At 60.7% G+C, this 14,286-nt stretch carries 15 protein-coding genes; 5 read left to right on the forward strand and 10 right to left on the reverse strand.

Features of this window, described 5'->3' with window-relative positions:
- Nucleotides 1-211: 211 nt before the first annotated feature.
- The 3 genes from A7317_RS00305 to A7317_RS00315 are packed head-to-tail and all read left to right on the forward strand — an operon-like array spanning nt 212 to nt 2,714.
- Nucleotides 212-1,219, forward strand: coding sequence for a methionine ABC transporter ATP-binding protein (locus A7317_RS00305; RefSeq protein ID WP_024072619.1), 1,008 nt, complete (start codon nt 212-214; stop codon nt 1,217-1,219).
- Nucleotides 1,219-1,893: a methionine ABC transporter permease gene (locus A7317_RS00310; protein ID WP_024072618.1), complete on the forward strand. Its 675-nt coding sequence runs from the start codon at nt 1,219-1,221 to the stop codon at nt 1,891-1,893. The genes A7317_RS00305 and A7317_RS00310 overlap by 1 nt, the downstream gene beginning before the upstream one ends.
- Before the next feature lie 50 nt (nt 1,894-1,943).
- A complete protein-coding gene (locus A7317_RS00315) occupies nt 1,944-2,714 on the forward strand; it encodes a MetQ/NlpA family ABC transporter substrate-binding protein (RefSeq protein ID WP_024072617.1) in 771 nt (256 codons plus the stop codon).
- 144 nt (nt 2,715-2,858) lie between these two features.
- Here A7317_RS00315 and A7317_RS00320 read toward each other — a convergent pair whose 3' ends face one another.
- Genes A7317_RS00320 through A7317_RS00340 form a run of 5 tightly spaced genes read right to left on the reverse strand, consistent with a single transcriptional unit; the run spans nt 2,859 to nt 6,782 of the window.
- Entirely contained in the window at nt 2,859-3,494 is a 636-nt protein-coding gene (locus A7317_RS00320) for an SCO family protein (protein ID WP_024072616.1), read from the reverse strand.
- Complete coding sequence (cyoE, locus tag A7317_RS00325) at nt 3,491-4,390, reverse strand: heme o synthase (protein WP_024072615.1); 900 nt, start codon at nt 4,388-4,390, stop codon at nt 3,491-3,493. Before cyoE ends, A7317_RS00320 begins: the two co-directional genes overlap by 4 nt.
- A complete protein-coding gene (locus A7317_RS00330; protein WP_024072614.1) occupies nt 4,378-5,457 on the reverse strand; it encodes a COX15/CtaA family protein in 1,080 nt (359 codons plus the stop codon). Before A7317_RS00330 ends, cyoE begins: the two co-directional genes overlap by 13 nt.
- Before the next feature lie 10 nt (nt 5,458-5,467).
- Nucleotides 5,468-6,052 (reverse strand): hypothetical protein, encoded by a 585-nt coding sequence (locus tag A7317_RS00335; RefSeq protein ID WP_069074950.1) that lies wholly within the window; start codon nt 6,050-6,052, stop codon nt 5,468-5,470.
- Entirely contained in the window at nt 6,018-6,782 is a 765-nt protein-coding gene (locus tag A7317_RS00340; protein WP_069074951.1) for an SURF1 family protein, read from the reverse strand. The genes A7317_RS00335 and A7317_RS00340 overlap by 35 nt, the downstream gene beginning before the upstream one ends.
- A 50-nt stretch (nt 6,783-6,832) precedes the next feature.
- Here A7317_RS00340 and A7317_RS00345 point away from each other — a divergent pair, with 50 nt between their 5' ends.
- On the forward strand, nt 6,833-7,036 hold the full coding sequence (locus tag A7317_RS00345) for a twin transmembrane helix small protein (protein ID WP_016978774.1): 204 nt from the start codon (nt 6,833-6,835) through the stop codon (nt 7,034-7,036).
- A gap of 6 nt (nt 7,037-7,042) precedes the next feature.
- On the opposite strand, the gene A7317_RS00350 is transcribed toward A7317_RS00345, so the two are convergent.
- The 4 genes from A7317_RS00350 to coxB all read right to left on the reverse strand — a co-directional run bounded on the left by A7317_RS00350 (nt 7,043) and on the right by coxB (nt 11,431).
- The gene (locus A7317_RS00350; protein WP_024072611.1) at nt 7,043-7,930 is read right to left on the reverse strand and encodes a cytochrome c oxidase subunit 3; all 888 of its coding nucleotides are present in this window, start codon (nt 7,928-7,930) and stop codon (nt 7,043-7,045) included.
- 35 nt (nt 7,931-7,965) lie between these two features.
- Nucleotides 7,966-8,517 carry a cytochrome c oxidase assembly protein gene (locus A7317_RS00355; RefSeq protein ID WP_024072610.1) on the reverse strand — a complete coding sequence of 184 codons (552 nt, stop codon included), beginning with the start codon at nt 8,515-8,517 and terminating at the stop codon, nt 7,966-7,968.
- A gap of 138 nt (nt 8,518-8,655) precedes the next feature.
- Nucleotides 8,656-10,245 carry a cytochrome c oxidase subunit I gene (gene ctaD / locus A7317_RS00360; RefSeq protein WP_024072609.1) on the reverse strand — a complete coding sequence of 530 codons (1,590 nt, stop codon included), beginning with the start codon at nt 10,243-10,245 and terminating at the stop codon, nt 8,656-8,658.
- 58 nt (nt 10,246-10,303) lie between these two features.
- On the reverse strand, nt 10,304-11,431 hold the full coding sequence (gene coxB / locus A7317_RS00365; RefSeq protein ID WP_069074952.1) for a cytochrome c oxidase subunit II: 1,128 nt from the start codon (nt 11,429-11,431) through the stop codon (nt 10,304-10,306).
- A gap of 368 nt (nt 11,432-11,799) precedes the next feature.
- On the opposite strand from coxB, the gene A7317_RS00370 reads away from it, so the two are divergent.
- Nucleotides 11,800-12,447: a hypothetical protein gene (locus A7317_RS00370; protein WP_069074953.1), complete on the forward strand. Its 648-nt coding sequence runs from the start codon at nt 11,800-11,802 to the stop codon at nt 12,445-12,447.
- A 222-nt stretch (nt 12,448-12,669) separates the two neighbouring features.
- Here the strand turns inward: A7317_RS00370 and A7317_RS00375 are convergent, their stop codons facing one another.
- Nucleotides 12,670-14,217: a SulP family inorganic anion transporter gene (locus tag A7317_RS00375; RefSeq protein ID WP_069074954.1), complete on the reverse strand. Its 1,548-nt coding sequence runs from the start codon at nt 14,215-14,217 to the stop codon at nt 12,670-12,672.
- Between the last annotated feature and the right edge of the window lie 69 nt (nt 14,218-14,286).

A 14,286-nucleotide genomic window follows, 5' to 3' on the forward strand; every position in this document is an offset into this window, starting at 1 on the left:
AAACCCCAGGCACGGCACCTGGGAAATCGCGTTGCTTAAGTAGTGACTGACGCAGTTTTGTACCGTTCCTTTTTTATGACCTTTGATCGCGTTATTGCCAAATCGCTGGATGAATGCGAAATAAATGCTAAGAAACGCTATACGGACAGGCTAAAATGCGCGCCCGGCTAACCGCTGATCCCTTTTCCATGCGCCCCACAAGGTTCGCTACGTGATCGAGTTTCATAACGTCCATAAAACCTACCGCGTCGCCGGTAAGGATATCCCCGCACTGCACCCCACCAGCCTGCGCGTAGAGAACGGCCAGGTGTTTGGCCTGATCGGCCATTCGGGTGCGGGTAAAAGCACCCTGCTGCGCCTGATCAACCGCCTGGAAGAACCCAGCGGCGGCCAGATCAATGTCGACGGTGAAGAAGTCACGGCCCTGGACGCCAACGGCCTGCGTCGTTTCCGCCAGCAGGTCGGGATGATCTTCCAACACTTCAATCTGCTGGCCTCCAAGACCGTTGCCGACAACGTGGCACTGCCGCTGACCCTGGCCGGCGAATTGTCCCGCAGGGAAATCGACCAGCGCGTGGCCGAATTGCTCGCTCGTGTCGGGCTGTCGGACCATGCCAGGAAATACCCGGCGCAGCTGTCCGGCGGCCAGAAGCAGCGCGTCGGTATCGCCCGCGCCCTGGCGACCAAACCCAAGATTCTGCTGTGCGACGAAGCCACCAGCGCCCTCGACCCGCAGACCACCGCCTCGGTCCTGCAATTGCTGGCCGAGATCAACCGCGAGTTGAAACTGACCATCGTGCTGATCACCCATGAAATGGATGTGATCCGCCGCGTGTGCGACCAGGTCGCCGTGATGGACGCCGGCGTGATCGTCGAGCAAGGCTCGGTGGCCGATGTGTTCCTGCACCCCAAGCACGCGACCACCAAGCGCTTCGTGCAGGAAGCCGAGCAGGTCGATGAAGGCGAGCAGCGCGATGACTTCGCCCATGTACCAGGCCGTATCGTGCGCCTGACATTCCAGGGCGAAGCGACCTACGCGCCGCTGCTGGGTACCGTCGCTCGCGAAACGGGGGTGGACTACAGCATCCTTGCCGGGCGTATCGACCGCATCAAAGACATCCCCTACGGGCAACTGACCCTCGCCGTCACCGGCGGCGACATGGAAGCGGCCTTCGCGCGCTTCACCGCCGCAGACGTCCACATGGAGGTCCTGCGCTAATGGAAGTCCTGTTGAGTTTCTTCGCCAATATCGACTGGTCCGAAATCTGGCTCGCCACCGGCGACACCATGATCATGTTATTTGGCTCGCTGTTCTTCACTGTGCTTCTCGGCCTGCCACTGGGCGTGCTGTTGTTCCTGTGCAGCCCGCGCCAGTTGTTCGAACAAAAAGGTGTATACGCGCTGCTGTCGCTGATCGTGAACATCCTGCGTTCGCTGCCGTTCATCATCCTGTTGATCGTGATGATCCCGTTCACGGTACTGATCACCGGCACATCGCTGGGCGTGGCCGGCGCTATCCCGCCACTCGTCGTCGGGGCAACGCCATTTTTTGCACGGCTGGTGGAAACCGCCTTGCGCGAAGTCGACCGCGGCATCATCGAAGCCACCCAGTCCATGGGCGCCAGCACGCGTCAGATCATTACCAACGCCCTGCTGCCCGAAGCCCGCCCCGGCATTTTCGCGGCGATCACGGTGACGGCGATTACATTGGTGTCCTACACCGCCATGGCCGGTGTGGTCGGCGCCGGTGGCCTGGGTGACTTGGCGATCCGCTTCGGTTACCAGCGTTTCCAAACCGACGTGATGGTGGTCACCGTGGTGATGCTGTTGGTTCTGGTGCAAATTCTGCAAACCGTCGGCGACAAGCTGGTGGTGCACTTTTCTCGAAAATAACGGCCATTGCCGGCCCCCGCCGGCACATGCCCGAACAAGGAGCTTGCTGGATGAAAAAACTACTGGTTGCTTTCGCCGCCGTCGCCGCGTTTTCCGCCCACGCCGAGACAATTACCGTCGCTGCGTCGCCGGTACCCCATGCGGAAATCCTCGAATTCGTGAAGCCTGCACTCGCCAAAGAGGGCGTGGACCTGCAAGTCAAAGTCTTCACCGACTACGTGCAGCCGAACGTGCAAGTGGCTGAAAAACGCCTGGACGCCAACTTCTTCCAGCACCAGCCGTACCTTGATGAGTTCAACAAAGCCAAGGGCACTCAGCTGGTGAGCGTCGGCGCCGTGCACCTGGAGCCCCTGGGTGCTTACTCGAGCAAGTACAAAAAGCTGGAAGACCTGCCGGACGGTGCCAACGTAGTGATCCCGAACGACGCCACCAATGGCGGCCGCGCGCTGTTGCTGCTGGCCAAGCACAACCTGATCACCCTGAAGGACCCGACCAACATCCTGTCGACCATCAAGGACATCACCGGCAACCCGAAAAAACTCAAGTTCCGTGAACTGGAAGCCGCCACCCTGCCGCGTGTGCTGACCCAGGTCGACCTGGCGCTGATCAACACCAACTACGCGCTGGAAGCCAAGCTGGACCCATCCAAGGACGCCCTGGTGATCGAAGGCAATGACTCGCCTTACGTGAACATCCTGGTAACCCGCGAAGACAACAAGGATTCGGACGCCGTGAAAAAGCTGGTTGCCGCCCTGCACACGCCTGAGGTGAAGCAGTTCATCCAAGAGAAGTACAAAGGCGCAATCCTGCCGGCGTTCTGATCCGACTCGGTCTCCAACACTCTGGAGATCAAAAAATGTGGGAGGGGGCTTGCCCCCGATTGCGGAGTATCAGTCGCTGCATCAGCTGACTGATCTGCCGCCATCGGGGGCAAGCCCCCTCCCACATGTGTTTTGTATTACCTGTTACTTGCGCTGTAACAACCCCGGCAACTGCGCCACCAGCTTCTGGTTGTTCAGCGGCGCGCGGATAAAGCCACGCTGGGTGCCATCCGGCCCAATCAGCGCGAGGTTACCGCTGTGGTCGACGGTGTAGTTGGGCTTGCTGGTATCCGCCGGAATGAACGGAATGCTCACCGCATTCGACACCTTCTGCACATCGTCCACATTCGCGCCGGTCAAGCCCTGGAACTGCGGGTCGAAGTAGCCCAAGTACTGTTTGAGCTGGGTCGGTGTATCGCGGTTCGGGTCGACACTGACCAGGATCACCTGCAACTTATCCACAGCCTCCTTGGGCAGCTCGCTCTTGATCTGGCGCAGTTGGGCGAGCGTGGTGGGGCAGATGTCCGGGCAGAAGGTGTAGCCGAAGAACAGCAGGCTCCACTTGCCTTTCAATTCATTGACCAGCACCGGCTGGCCTTCCTGGTTAGTCATGCTCACTGACGGCAGCTGGCGGCTTTGCGGCAGCAGGATGATACCTGCGTCGATCAAGGCGGTGGGGTCACCCTGGCCCTTGCCCGAGAGCACCTTGTTGACGGTCAGGCCCATGATCAACGCGACAATGGCCACCAGAATGAAGACAGTTTTTTGAGTTCGAGTCATAGGTTCAACAGTAAGTAGTGATCTACGAGCAGGGCGATAAACAGCAGGAACAAGTACCAGATAGAGTACTTGAAGGTGTTGATCGCCGCGTGCGGCTGAGCGCCACGGTACAGCACCCAGGCCCATTGCAGAAAGCGTGCGCCCAAAACCAGCGCGCACGCCAGGTAGAGCAGGCCACTCATATGGATCACATAGGGCATCAAGCTCACCGCCAGCAGCGCGAAGGTGTAGAGCAGGATATGCACCTTGGTGTAGTGCTCACCATGGGTAACCGGCAGCATCGGGATATCGGCCTTGGCGTACTCCTCTTTGCGATGAATGGCCAGGGCCCAGAAATGCGGCGGGGTCCAGGCAAAGATGATCAGCACCAGCAGCAACGGTTCGGCGCTGATATGGCCGGTGACCGCAACCCATCCCAACAGCGGCGGAGCGGCGCCGGCCAGGCCGCCAATCACGATATTCTGCGGGGTCGCACGCTTGAGAAAACCGGTGTAGATCACCGCGTAGCCGAGCAGAGAGGCCAGCGTCAACCAGGCCGCCAGCGGGTTGGTGAAGGCCAGCAACAGCGCGAGCCCTGCAACCGCCAGAAACAACGCAAAAGCCAACGCCGCAATAGGCGACACGCGCCCTTCCGCCATCGGCCGCTTGTGGGTGCGAGCCATCACCGCATCAATCCGCCGATCCACCACATGGTTGACCGCCGCCGCACCGCCGGCACACAGGGCAATGCCCAGGTTGCCGAACACCAGCACCGTCCACGGCACCCCTGCACGGGTGGCGAGGAACATGCCCACCAGGGAGGTGATGAGCATCAGCACCACCACTTTCGGTTTGGTCAGCTCCAGGTAGTCGCGCCAGACTGCCTGGCCGTGACGCGCGCCGATCAAGGTCGCCATGGCATCTCTCCTTTAAGGGTGGTGAGGCCGGATACCGGCTTGCGCGGAAGGAAGCGCCAGCCGAACGGCAGTTGATGACGCACCCGAACCAGGCTGGTGCGGGCGTGGTAATTGACCAATACCAGGGTCAGCAACAATGCTGCGCCGCCAGCATTGTGAGCGACTGCAACCGGCAGCGGCAGGTGGAAATACACGTTGCTCAGGCCCAGGCTGATTTGCGCCGCCAAAGCGATCAGCAACAGCCCCGCGAGCCGGGTCATGCCAACGACGCGCAACTGCCAGGCCAAGCCCAGCAGAACCAGGGTGACCAGCACCGCACCCACGCGGTGGGTCAGGTGAATGGCGGTGCGCGCGTCGCTGTCGAGCTGCCCGCCGAGATAATTGGGACCGATATGCTGGGTGAGGTGAAAACCATTGGCAAAGTCCGCCGCCGGCCACCACTGGCCATGGCAGGTGGGCAGGTCGATACAAGCCACCGCTGCGTAGTTGGAGCTGACCCAGCCGCCGAGCGCAATCTGCGCGATGACCAGCACCAACCCCGCGGTCGCCCAATATTGCAGGCGCCTGGGCACGATCAGCGCGGGCAGCACGCCGGACAGCCGCAGGGTCAGCAGGAACAACAGACTCAAGGTTGCGAAGCCGCCCAACAAATGTCCGGTCACGACTTGCGGCCAGAGTTTCAACGTGACCGTCCACATGCCAAACGCCGCCTGGGCAAACACCACCGCCAATAAAAACAGCGGCAACTTCACCGGCTGGCCCGGATCACGCCGATGGCTCCAGGCGCGCGCCGCCAGCAACACGATCAGCACGCCCAGGGTGCCAGCAAAGTAACGGTGGACCATCTCGCTCCAGCCCTTTTCCGCCTCCACCGGCGTATCAGGGAAATGCAGTTCGGCATGGGCCAACTGGGCCTCGCTTTGCGGCACGCTGATAAAGCCGTAGCAACCCGGCCAATCCGGACAACCCAGGCCGGCGTGTGTGAGGCGGGTATAGGCGCCGAGCAGCACAACGATCAGTGCCAGCAAGGTGGCAAACAACGCGAGGCGAAATCCAGGTTTGGCCATGACGATGCCCTTATCCGATGTTCGACAGTTTCAACAGGTGGCGCAGGTCGTTGAGCAAGTCCTTGCCCTTGACCTTGGCGTCGTAGCGCAGCACCAGGTTGCCGTGGGGGTCGACGATCCACAGTTGCGCGTCGCCCGGTGCGGCGGCGTTTTTGGTGAACGTCGAGAGATCCAGCGAGTAGCGCTGCAATTGCGGGTATTCGACCTTCAACTTGGCGTCATAGTCGGCACCGACCGGCTGTGCACTGGCCAGGGCATGGCTGGCGCGCGACGCATCGCGCCCCAGGCCGATCTGCAATTGGCGCGCGAGGTACACCAGTTGCTGGCAATCGGCGGCGCAGGCGGCGGGCGCGGTCACCAGCAACTGCCAGCGCTGTTCATCGGCCTGCACGCCAATATCGGCGCGGGTCTGACCCTTACCGATCAGTTCTCCGTGATAGCTGCGACTGTCCGGCACCCAGAACTGCAGTTTGTACATAAAGGTGGCCAGCGCCATCGGGCCGATCACCATCAGCAGGATCAGCATCAGTTGCCAGCGGCCTTTGCGCCGATCAGGCACCTCAGACATGTTGGGTGGATTCATGGCCGTTCCCATGGGGCTTCTCCTTTGTGGTGTGCCATCCGAGGTAGAGGTAAAGCGCCAGTAGCGCCAGCGCCATGGCGAACCACTGCACCGCGTAGGCCAGGTGTTTCTCCGGGCCCATCGCAACGATGGGCCAGGTGGTTTCGTACGTACCGGGGCCGGCTTCGGTGCGCAGTTCGTAGGCAAAACCGCTGCGTCCGAGCTCAGCCCATAGCGCAGCGGGGTGCAGCGCGGTCAACAGGCGCGGCCATTGCGCGGTCGTGGGGTCTGCATGCAACTGGAATGTTTCGCCGGGCGCGACATACACCCAGGCGTCGAGATTCAAAGGCTGGTCGGGTGTGGTGAAGGCGGGAAGGGTGCGCCGATCCGGCCACGGCAACCAACCGCGATTGAGCAACAGCCACAGGCCGCTGGCCTGGTCATGAAAGGGTTGCAGTAACTCGACACCGGCCTTCCCGTCGCGCATGCGGTTATCCAGCAACACACTGTGCTCGGCATCGAATTGTCCGCGCAGATGCACGCGGCGAAAGGCCGGGTCCGCCATGTCAGCGAGCTGCACACTGCTGATCGGCTCAGCCGCGCGGCGTTCGGCATAGCTGTCCACCAGCAACTGCTTCTCATGGCCGCGCGACAGTTGCCAGAAACCCAAGCCCACCATCAACGGCAGCAGAACCATCACCACCAAGGTCGGCGCGATACCTGGACGAAAGCGTTTCATGGCGCTGGCTATACTTGTTTTCATTGCCCGCCCATCCCCTCACCTCAATGCCCACCGAAGCCAGGAACCAGACCATGCTCAAAGCCGCCATTGCCCTGATGCTGATCGCGACCGTCGTGAGCCTGTTCAGTGGCTTGTTCTTCCTGGTCAAGGACGAGGGCAACTCCAACCGCCTCGTCACTGCCTTGACCGTGCGTGTCGTACTGGCCGTGATCACCGTGGCATTGATCGCCTGGGGCTTTTTCAGCGGCCAACTGGTGTCTCACGCGCCTTGGTAAGTCGCCTCACAGCACATAGACGAAGAAAAACAGCCCGATCCACACCACATCCACAAAGTGCCAATACCAACTGGCCGCCTCGAAACCGAACTGATGCTCGGCATTGAAGTGCCCGCGCAGGATGCGCATCAGCATCACAAACAAAATGATGGTGCCGATGGTCACGTGGGCGCCGTGAAAGCCCGTGAGCATGAAGAAGGTCGCGCCGTACACGCCCGAGCCCAGGGTCAGGCCCAGCTCTTTATAGGCATGGATGTATTCCTCGGCCTGGAACCCGAGAAATCCCAACCCCAACAGTACGGTGATCGCCAACCAGAGCTTCAGCGCGCCACGGTGCCCTTTACGCAAGGCATGGTGGGCAATGGTGATGGTCACGCTGGAGCTCACCAGCAGGATGGTGTTGACCAGCGGCAGGCCCCACGGGCTGATGGTGCCCTCGGGCGCGGGATACAGCTTGGGATCAGGGTTATTGAGCAACGGCCAGGTGAACTCGAAGTTCGGCCACAGCATGTGCGCGATGCCCTTATGACCTTCGCCGCCCAACCAAGGCCCGGACATGTGCCGCACATAAAACAACGCGCCGAAGAACGCGATAAAAAACATCACCTCGGAAAAGATGAACCAGGTCATGCCCCAACGAAACGAGCGATCCATCTGCGCGCTGTACAGCCCGGCACGGCTTTCCTTGATCACTGCACCAAACCAGCCGAACAGCATGTAGGCCAGCAGCAGACCACCGACGAAAAAGATCCACGGGCCGTGGGATTCCGGGCGGGCGGCCTTCAGATCGTTGAACCACACGGCCAGGCCATACACGGTGACCAGCATGCCAAGGGTGGCAATTATCGGCCATTTGCTTTGCGCCGGTACGTAGTACGTATCATGAGTCGACATGTATTCGTTCTCCTGATTAAGCGGGCAAACAGTAGCTAGCCGCCGCTATGGACAGCCACCGGTGGTTGGCGCGCAGTGATATCGAACAGCGTGTACGCCAGGGTCAAATGCTTCACATCCTTGGGCATATCGCGATCGACGATAAAGCGTACTGGCATCTCGATGCGCTGGCCTGGCTGCAGCACTTGCTGGGTGAAGCAAAAACATTCGGTCTTGTGGAAGTACATCGCCGCTTCGGCCGGGGAAATACTCGGCACCGCCTGGGCCGTCATCGGTTTGTCAGTGGGGTTGTAGGCCACGAACAGCATCTCCGTCACAGCACCGGGATTGACCACCACCTCGTCTGCCTTGGAGTGGAACTCCCAGACCATGTCGATGGCATTGGTGGACAGGAACTGCACCCGCACCTGCCGCGCAGGGTCGACAATCTGTTCGCCCTCGTACTGCCCGGCCGTCTTGCCGTTGATACCGAACGCCTTGCACATCACGTCGTAGATCGGCACCAGGGCAAAGCCGAAGGCAAACATCGCCACCACCAGGATCAGCAGGCGGGTGACCAGGCGCTTGAGCGGTACGGAGTCAGCCATGTCGCCCACCCAGCGTGAATGAGGTCAATGTGGGAAGGGGCTTGCCCCCAATGGCTGTTTTACAACCAAGGATGATGTCAGCGGACACACCGCCATCGGGGGCAAGCCCCCTCCCACAGGGGATCATCGGGGACCTGTTCATTTGACCTCCGGTGGCGTGGTGAAGGTGTGGTACGGCGCGGGCGAGGGCACGCTCCACTCCAGGCCTTCGGCGCCATCCCACGGCTTGGCCGGCGCCGGCGGGCCGCCGCGGATGCACTTGATCACGATAAACAGGAAGAAGATCTGCGTGGCGCCGAACATAAAGGCACCAATGGACGAAACCATGTTGAAGTCGGCAAATTGCAGGTTGTAGTCCGGCACCCGGCGCGGCATGCCGGCCAGTCCCACGAAGTGCATCGGGAAGAACGCCATGTTCATGCCCACGAAAGACAACCAGAAATGCAGCTTGCCCAGGGTTTCGTCGTACATGTGGCCAGTCCATTTCGGCAGCCAGTAGTAGGCAGAGGCGAAGATGCCGAAGATCGCACCGGGCACCAGTACGTAATGGAAATGCGCCACCACGAAGTAGGTGTCGTGGTACTGGAAGTCCGCCGGGGCAATCGCCAGCATCAGCCCGGAGAAGCCGCCGATGGTGAACAGGATCACGAACGCCACCGCGAACAGCATCGGTGTTTCGAACGTCAGCGAGCCTTGCCACATGGTGCTGACCCAGTTGAACACCTTCACGCCCGTGGGCACCGCAATCAGCAACGTGGCGTACATGAAAAACAACTCGCCGACCAACGGAATGCCCACCACGAACATATGGTGCGCCCACACGATAAACGACAGGAACGCGATACTCGCCGTGGCGTACACCATCGATGTGTAGCCGAACAACGGCTTGCGCGAGAAGGTCGGGATGATCGAGCTGACGGCACCGAACGCCGGCAGGATCATGATGTACACCTCGGGGTGGCCGAAGAACCAGAACACATGCTGGAACAGCACCGGATCACCACCGCCGGCCGCACTGAAGAAGCTGGTGCCGAAGTGAATATCCATCAGCATCATGGTCACACAGCCCGCCAGCACCGGCATCACCGCGATCAGCAGGAAGGCGGTGATCAGCCAGGTCCAGACGAACAACGGCATTTTCATCAGGGTCATGCCGGGTGCGCGCAGGTTGAGGATGGTGGCGACCACGTTGATCGCGCCCATGATCGAACTGATGCCCATCAAGTGGATGGCAAAGATGAAGAACGTCACGCTTTCTGGCGCGTAGGTGGTGGACAGCGGGGCGTAGAAGGTCCAGCCGAAGTTTGGCCCACCGCCCGGAGTGAACAGGGTCGAAACCAGCAGCAGGAATGCCGCCGGCAGCAGCCAGAAGCTGAAGTTGTTCATGCGCGGCAGGGCCATGTCCGGCGCACCGATCATCAGCGGGATCATCCAGTTGGCCAGGCCGACAAACGCCGGCATCACCGCACCGAACACCATGATCAAGCCGTGCATGGTGGTCATCTGGTTGAAGAACGCAGGCTCCACGATCTGCAGGCCGGGCTGGAACAGCTCGGCACGGATCACCATGGCGAACGAGCCGCCCAACAGGAACATGGTGAAGGCAAACCACAGGTACATGGTGCCGATATCTTTGTGGTTGGTGGTCAGCACCCAGCGCATCAAACCCTTGGCGGGGCCGTGGGCATGGTCACCGGCGTGGCCATGGTCATCGATCACAGCGCTCATGGCCGTTCTCCTGCAAGCGAGTGGGCGGGGCGGTTCGGGGCATATGCAATGAATGAAGTCATTTGCTTTCCGCCTGCTTGATGGCCAGCACGTCTTTAGGCGTGACCATGTCGCCTTTGTTGTTACCCCAGGCGTTGCGCTCGTAGGTCACAACCGCAGCGATATCCACCTCGGACAGTTGCTTGCCGAACGCCGCCATGGCGGTGCCGGGCTTGCCGAAATAGACGCGGTGCAGGTGGTCTTCCTTGGTGCCGGTGGCAATCGGCGAGCCCTTGAGCGCCGGGAACATTGGCGGCAGGCCCTGGCCTTCGGCCTGGTGACAGGCCACGCAGGTGGTGTGGTAGACCTTATCGCCACGGGCCACCAGCTCTTCAAGCGTCCACTCCTTGGAGGTCAGCTCCTTGAGCTTGGCGGCTTCGGCCTTGCGTTCGCCGAGCCAGGTGTCGTAGTCGGCCTTGGACTTGACCTCGACCACGATCGGCATGAAACCGTGGTCCTTGCCGCACAGTTCAGCGCATTGGCCACGATAGATGCCGGGCTTCTCGATACGGGTCCAGGCCTCGTTGACGAACCCGGGGATGGCGTCGCGCTTGACCGCAAAGGCCGGCACCCACCAGGAATGGATCACGTCGGCGGCCGTCACCAGGAAGCGCACCTTGGCCCCCACCGGCAGTACCAACGGCTGATCGACCTCCAGCAGGTAGTGTTCGCCCTTGGTCGCCTGGTTGTGGATCTGCTCGGCGGGCGTGGCCAGGTTGCTGAAGAACTCCACGTCCTGGCCCAGGTATTTGTAATGCCACTTCCACTGGTAGCCAGTGACCTGGATATCGATATCCGATTCACTGCTGTCGTAGATGTTGATCAGCGTCTTGGTCGCCGGAATGGCCATGGCCACCAGGATCAGCAAGGGCACCACGGTCCAGAGGATTTCCACGGTCGTGCTTTCGTGGAATTTGGCCGCGACCTGGCCCGTAGAGCGGCGGTGGAGGATCATCGACCAGAACATTGCGCCAAACACAACAATGCCGATTACCACACAGATCCAGAAAATGGTCATGTGCAGGTCGAACACAGCGTGACTGACTTCAGTCGCCCCTGGCGCCATATTCGTTGTCCAGGCGGCGTGCGCCTGACCGAATACTGACCACAACAGAAGGCCCATCCAAACGTGTGGATGTCGCGTCATTGCGGGTTCCCCTTATCGTTCTTGTTATCCCGCCGGTTTGCACCTGCGTCGAAGGGAGCGGCTTCCATACTGCTTACAACCGCTTAGCCTCACCTGCTTATGCAGTCTGGCGTCATCAGCTAATTGCGTACAAACCCGAGTATAGACAGGGTCTGCAACCCCGCAATGTGTAGGGGCAAATGAGCGAAAATGAACCGCCAAAGCCAATAAAACCGGGGGCGGAATCGTTTATCCGACAAACGATGGCAATTCGATATAACGTGGACGCATAACCATGAAATAATTATGACAAATGCGTCTTAGGATCTCGTATAAACGAGCTACCTTATGCTCTCCCTATTCCCAACGCCTGCATCACTGGAGCTTTCATGAACACCGCCGCATTGCGCGAGCAGATTTCCCATGCCCATCAACATGAAGCCCGCACTGGCCAGCTTGCCCAGCAGCTGGAAAAACAATTGCCGCACCTGCATTCGGCCATCTCCCTGGCTGACGGCGATCGCAACATTGTCATGACCCGCTTTGTCACGGCTTACATCGAACTTGTCCCCGACTTGCTGGACGCCGCCAACGATGTGGCCCGCGAAGCCGGTATCGAGAGCCAGATCAAGCCAGTATTGAAGATCGCCGAACAATTCTTCCTGCAACCGCCCGCGATCCTGGCTGGCCATGAAGGACTCGACGGCCTGTTGGACGAGGCCTACCTGGCCCATCGCCTGGTTGAAGAAGTCAATGATCTGTATATCAAGCATTTTGGCCAGCCACTGATTCCGGCAGATACCACCGTGGCTAACGTGATTGCCCATCAGTTGATCGGCGAAGCATTCGCCAACCAGCTGGACGAAGCGGTGCACCTGGCAGTGGATGAAATGCTCAACGAAGACAGCTTTGCGCTGGAGTCAGTCGAGGCGTATCGCGAACAGCTGAAAAGCCCATACACGGAAGCCGCGTGGAAACGCTGGCCGTGCCTGTCCCGCAAGCTGGGGGTTGAGTTGGCGTTGGATCAGCCGGCTTAAAGTTTCAGGCTGACGCTAAGCGTACATCGCCTTCTGTAGGAGCGAGGGGGACGCCTAGTTCTTGCTCGCGAAAAACGTCAACGATAACGCGTGTTGCCTGAATGAACGCGGCGCCTGTGAGTTCTTCGCGAGCAAGAACTAGGCGTCCCCCTCGCTCCTACAAAAAAGCCTTAACTGACCGGCATTAGGACTTGCCCCCTCCCACGTTTTGATCCGGTTCCCTCAGCCGATCGATGGCGCCGAACCTATCCCCGTCGTCGTCCTGACCCGGCCTTCCAACCGGCGCTTCAACCCGCGAGCCTCGATCATCAGCTTCGAGCCCTTGGCCGCGTTGGCCCGACCCCATTCCTCCAGCAGCTCCAGGCAGGAATGGTCGATATAGCTGAGGTTACTCAGCGGCACATGCAGCAGGGTCCCGGCAGGCACGGTCGACAGTACCTGGGTCAACGCCGGCACTTTCAGGAAGGTCGCCGCCCCCACCAGGCGCAGTTCCATTTCACCGTCCCGGGGCAGGTCGACCAAGCTGATTTTCAGGCGCGAAGCCTTGAATGCCAGCTTGACCAACGTCAGCCCGAAGCCCACCAGCACACCGGTCAGCAGGTCGGTGAAGATGATCGCCAACGCCGTGGCCGCATAGGTAAACATCGGCATACGCCCATAACGCCCCAGAGCCCGAAATGCCTTGATATCCACCAGCTTGATCCCGGTGTACACCAGTACGCCCGCGAGGCTCGCCACAGGAATGCTCTGCAGCACGCTCGACAGCAGCAACACGAACCCCAGCAGCCATACGCCATGGAGCATCGCCGACAGGCGTGTGGTGGCACCCGCCTGCACGTTCGCCGAACTGCGCACGATCACGCCAGTCATCGGCAGGGCGCCGACCAGGCCACAGAGCATGTTGCCCACGCCCTGGGCAGACAGCTCCTTATCGAAGTCAGAACGCTGGCCGCTGTGCATGCGGTCGACGGCTGCCGCAGAGAGCAGGGTCTCGGCACTGGCAATAAACGCAACGGCGAACGCAGCAATCAACAACTGCGGATCGGCCAGGTTCAGCAGGTCGCCGGGCCGCAGCCAGTCGATGGCGTCGGCGAGGTTTTCCGGCACTTCCACACGCTTGACTTGCAACGCCAGCACCAGGCTGGCGACCGTGGCCAGCCCCACGCCCAGCAAGGCCCCCGGCACAAACCGCAGCGTGTGCGGGCGGAATTTGTCCCACAGGTACATCACCAGCATGGTGGATAAACCGAGCAGGCCGGCCTGCCAGCCGAGCCCGCCACCCAGGGTTGGAATCGCCTCGCCCAAGGCTGCCGGGAAACCCACCAGGTTATCCAGCCCCGAGGGCTTGGGCGCGCCATCGAGCATCACATGAATCTGCGATAGCACAATCAGCACACCGATCCCCGCCAGCATGCCGTAGACCACCGCCGGCGCCGTGACACGGAACCAGCAGCCCAGGCGCAAGCGCCCGGCCACCAGTTGCAGGAAGCCCGCCAGCAACAGGATCGGCCCAAGCATCGCCATGCCGTGCTGGCGCACCAGTTCGAATACCAGCACCGCCAAGCCCGCTGCCGGGCCGCTGACCTGCAGCGGTGACCCCGCCATCCAGCCCACCACCAGGCCACCGATAATCCCGGTGATCAGGCCCTTGGCCGGTGGCATGCCGGAAGCGATCGCGATCCCCATGCACAAGGGCAGGGCAACCAGAAACACAACCACGGAGGCGAGGAGCTCCCGTGGCAATACAGCTTTCAATTGAGCAGCACGCATGATGACTCTCCCGAGGCATTCGCCGGGCGCGGCAAAGCCTGGCTGCATCCATGGCAGCCACCGCTTTAC

Source organism: Pseudomonas fluorescens (genome assembly GCF_001708445.1).
Taxonomy (GTDB): domain Bacteria; phylum Pseudomonadota; class Gammaproteobacteria; order Pseudomonadales; family Pseudomonadaceae; genus Aquipseudomonas; species Aquipseudomonas gorinensis.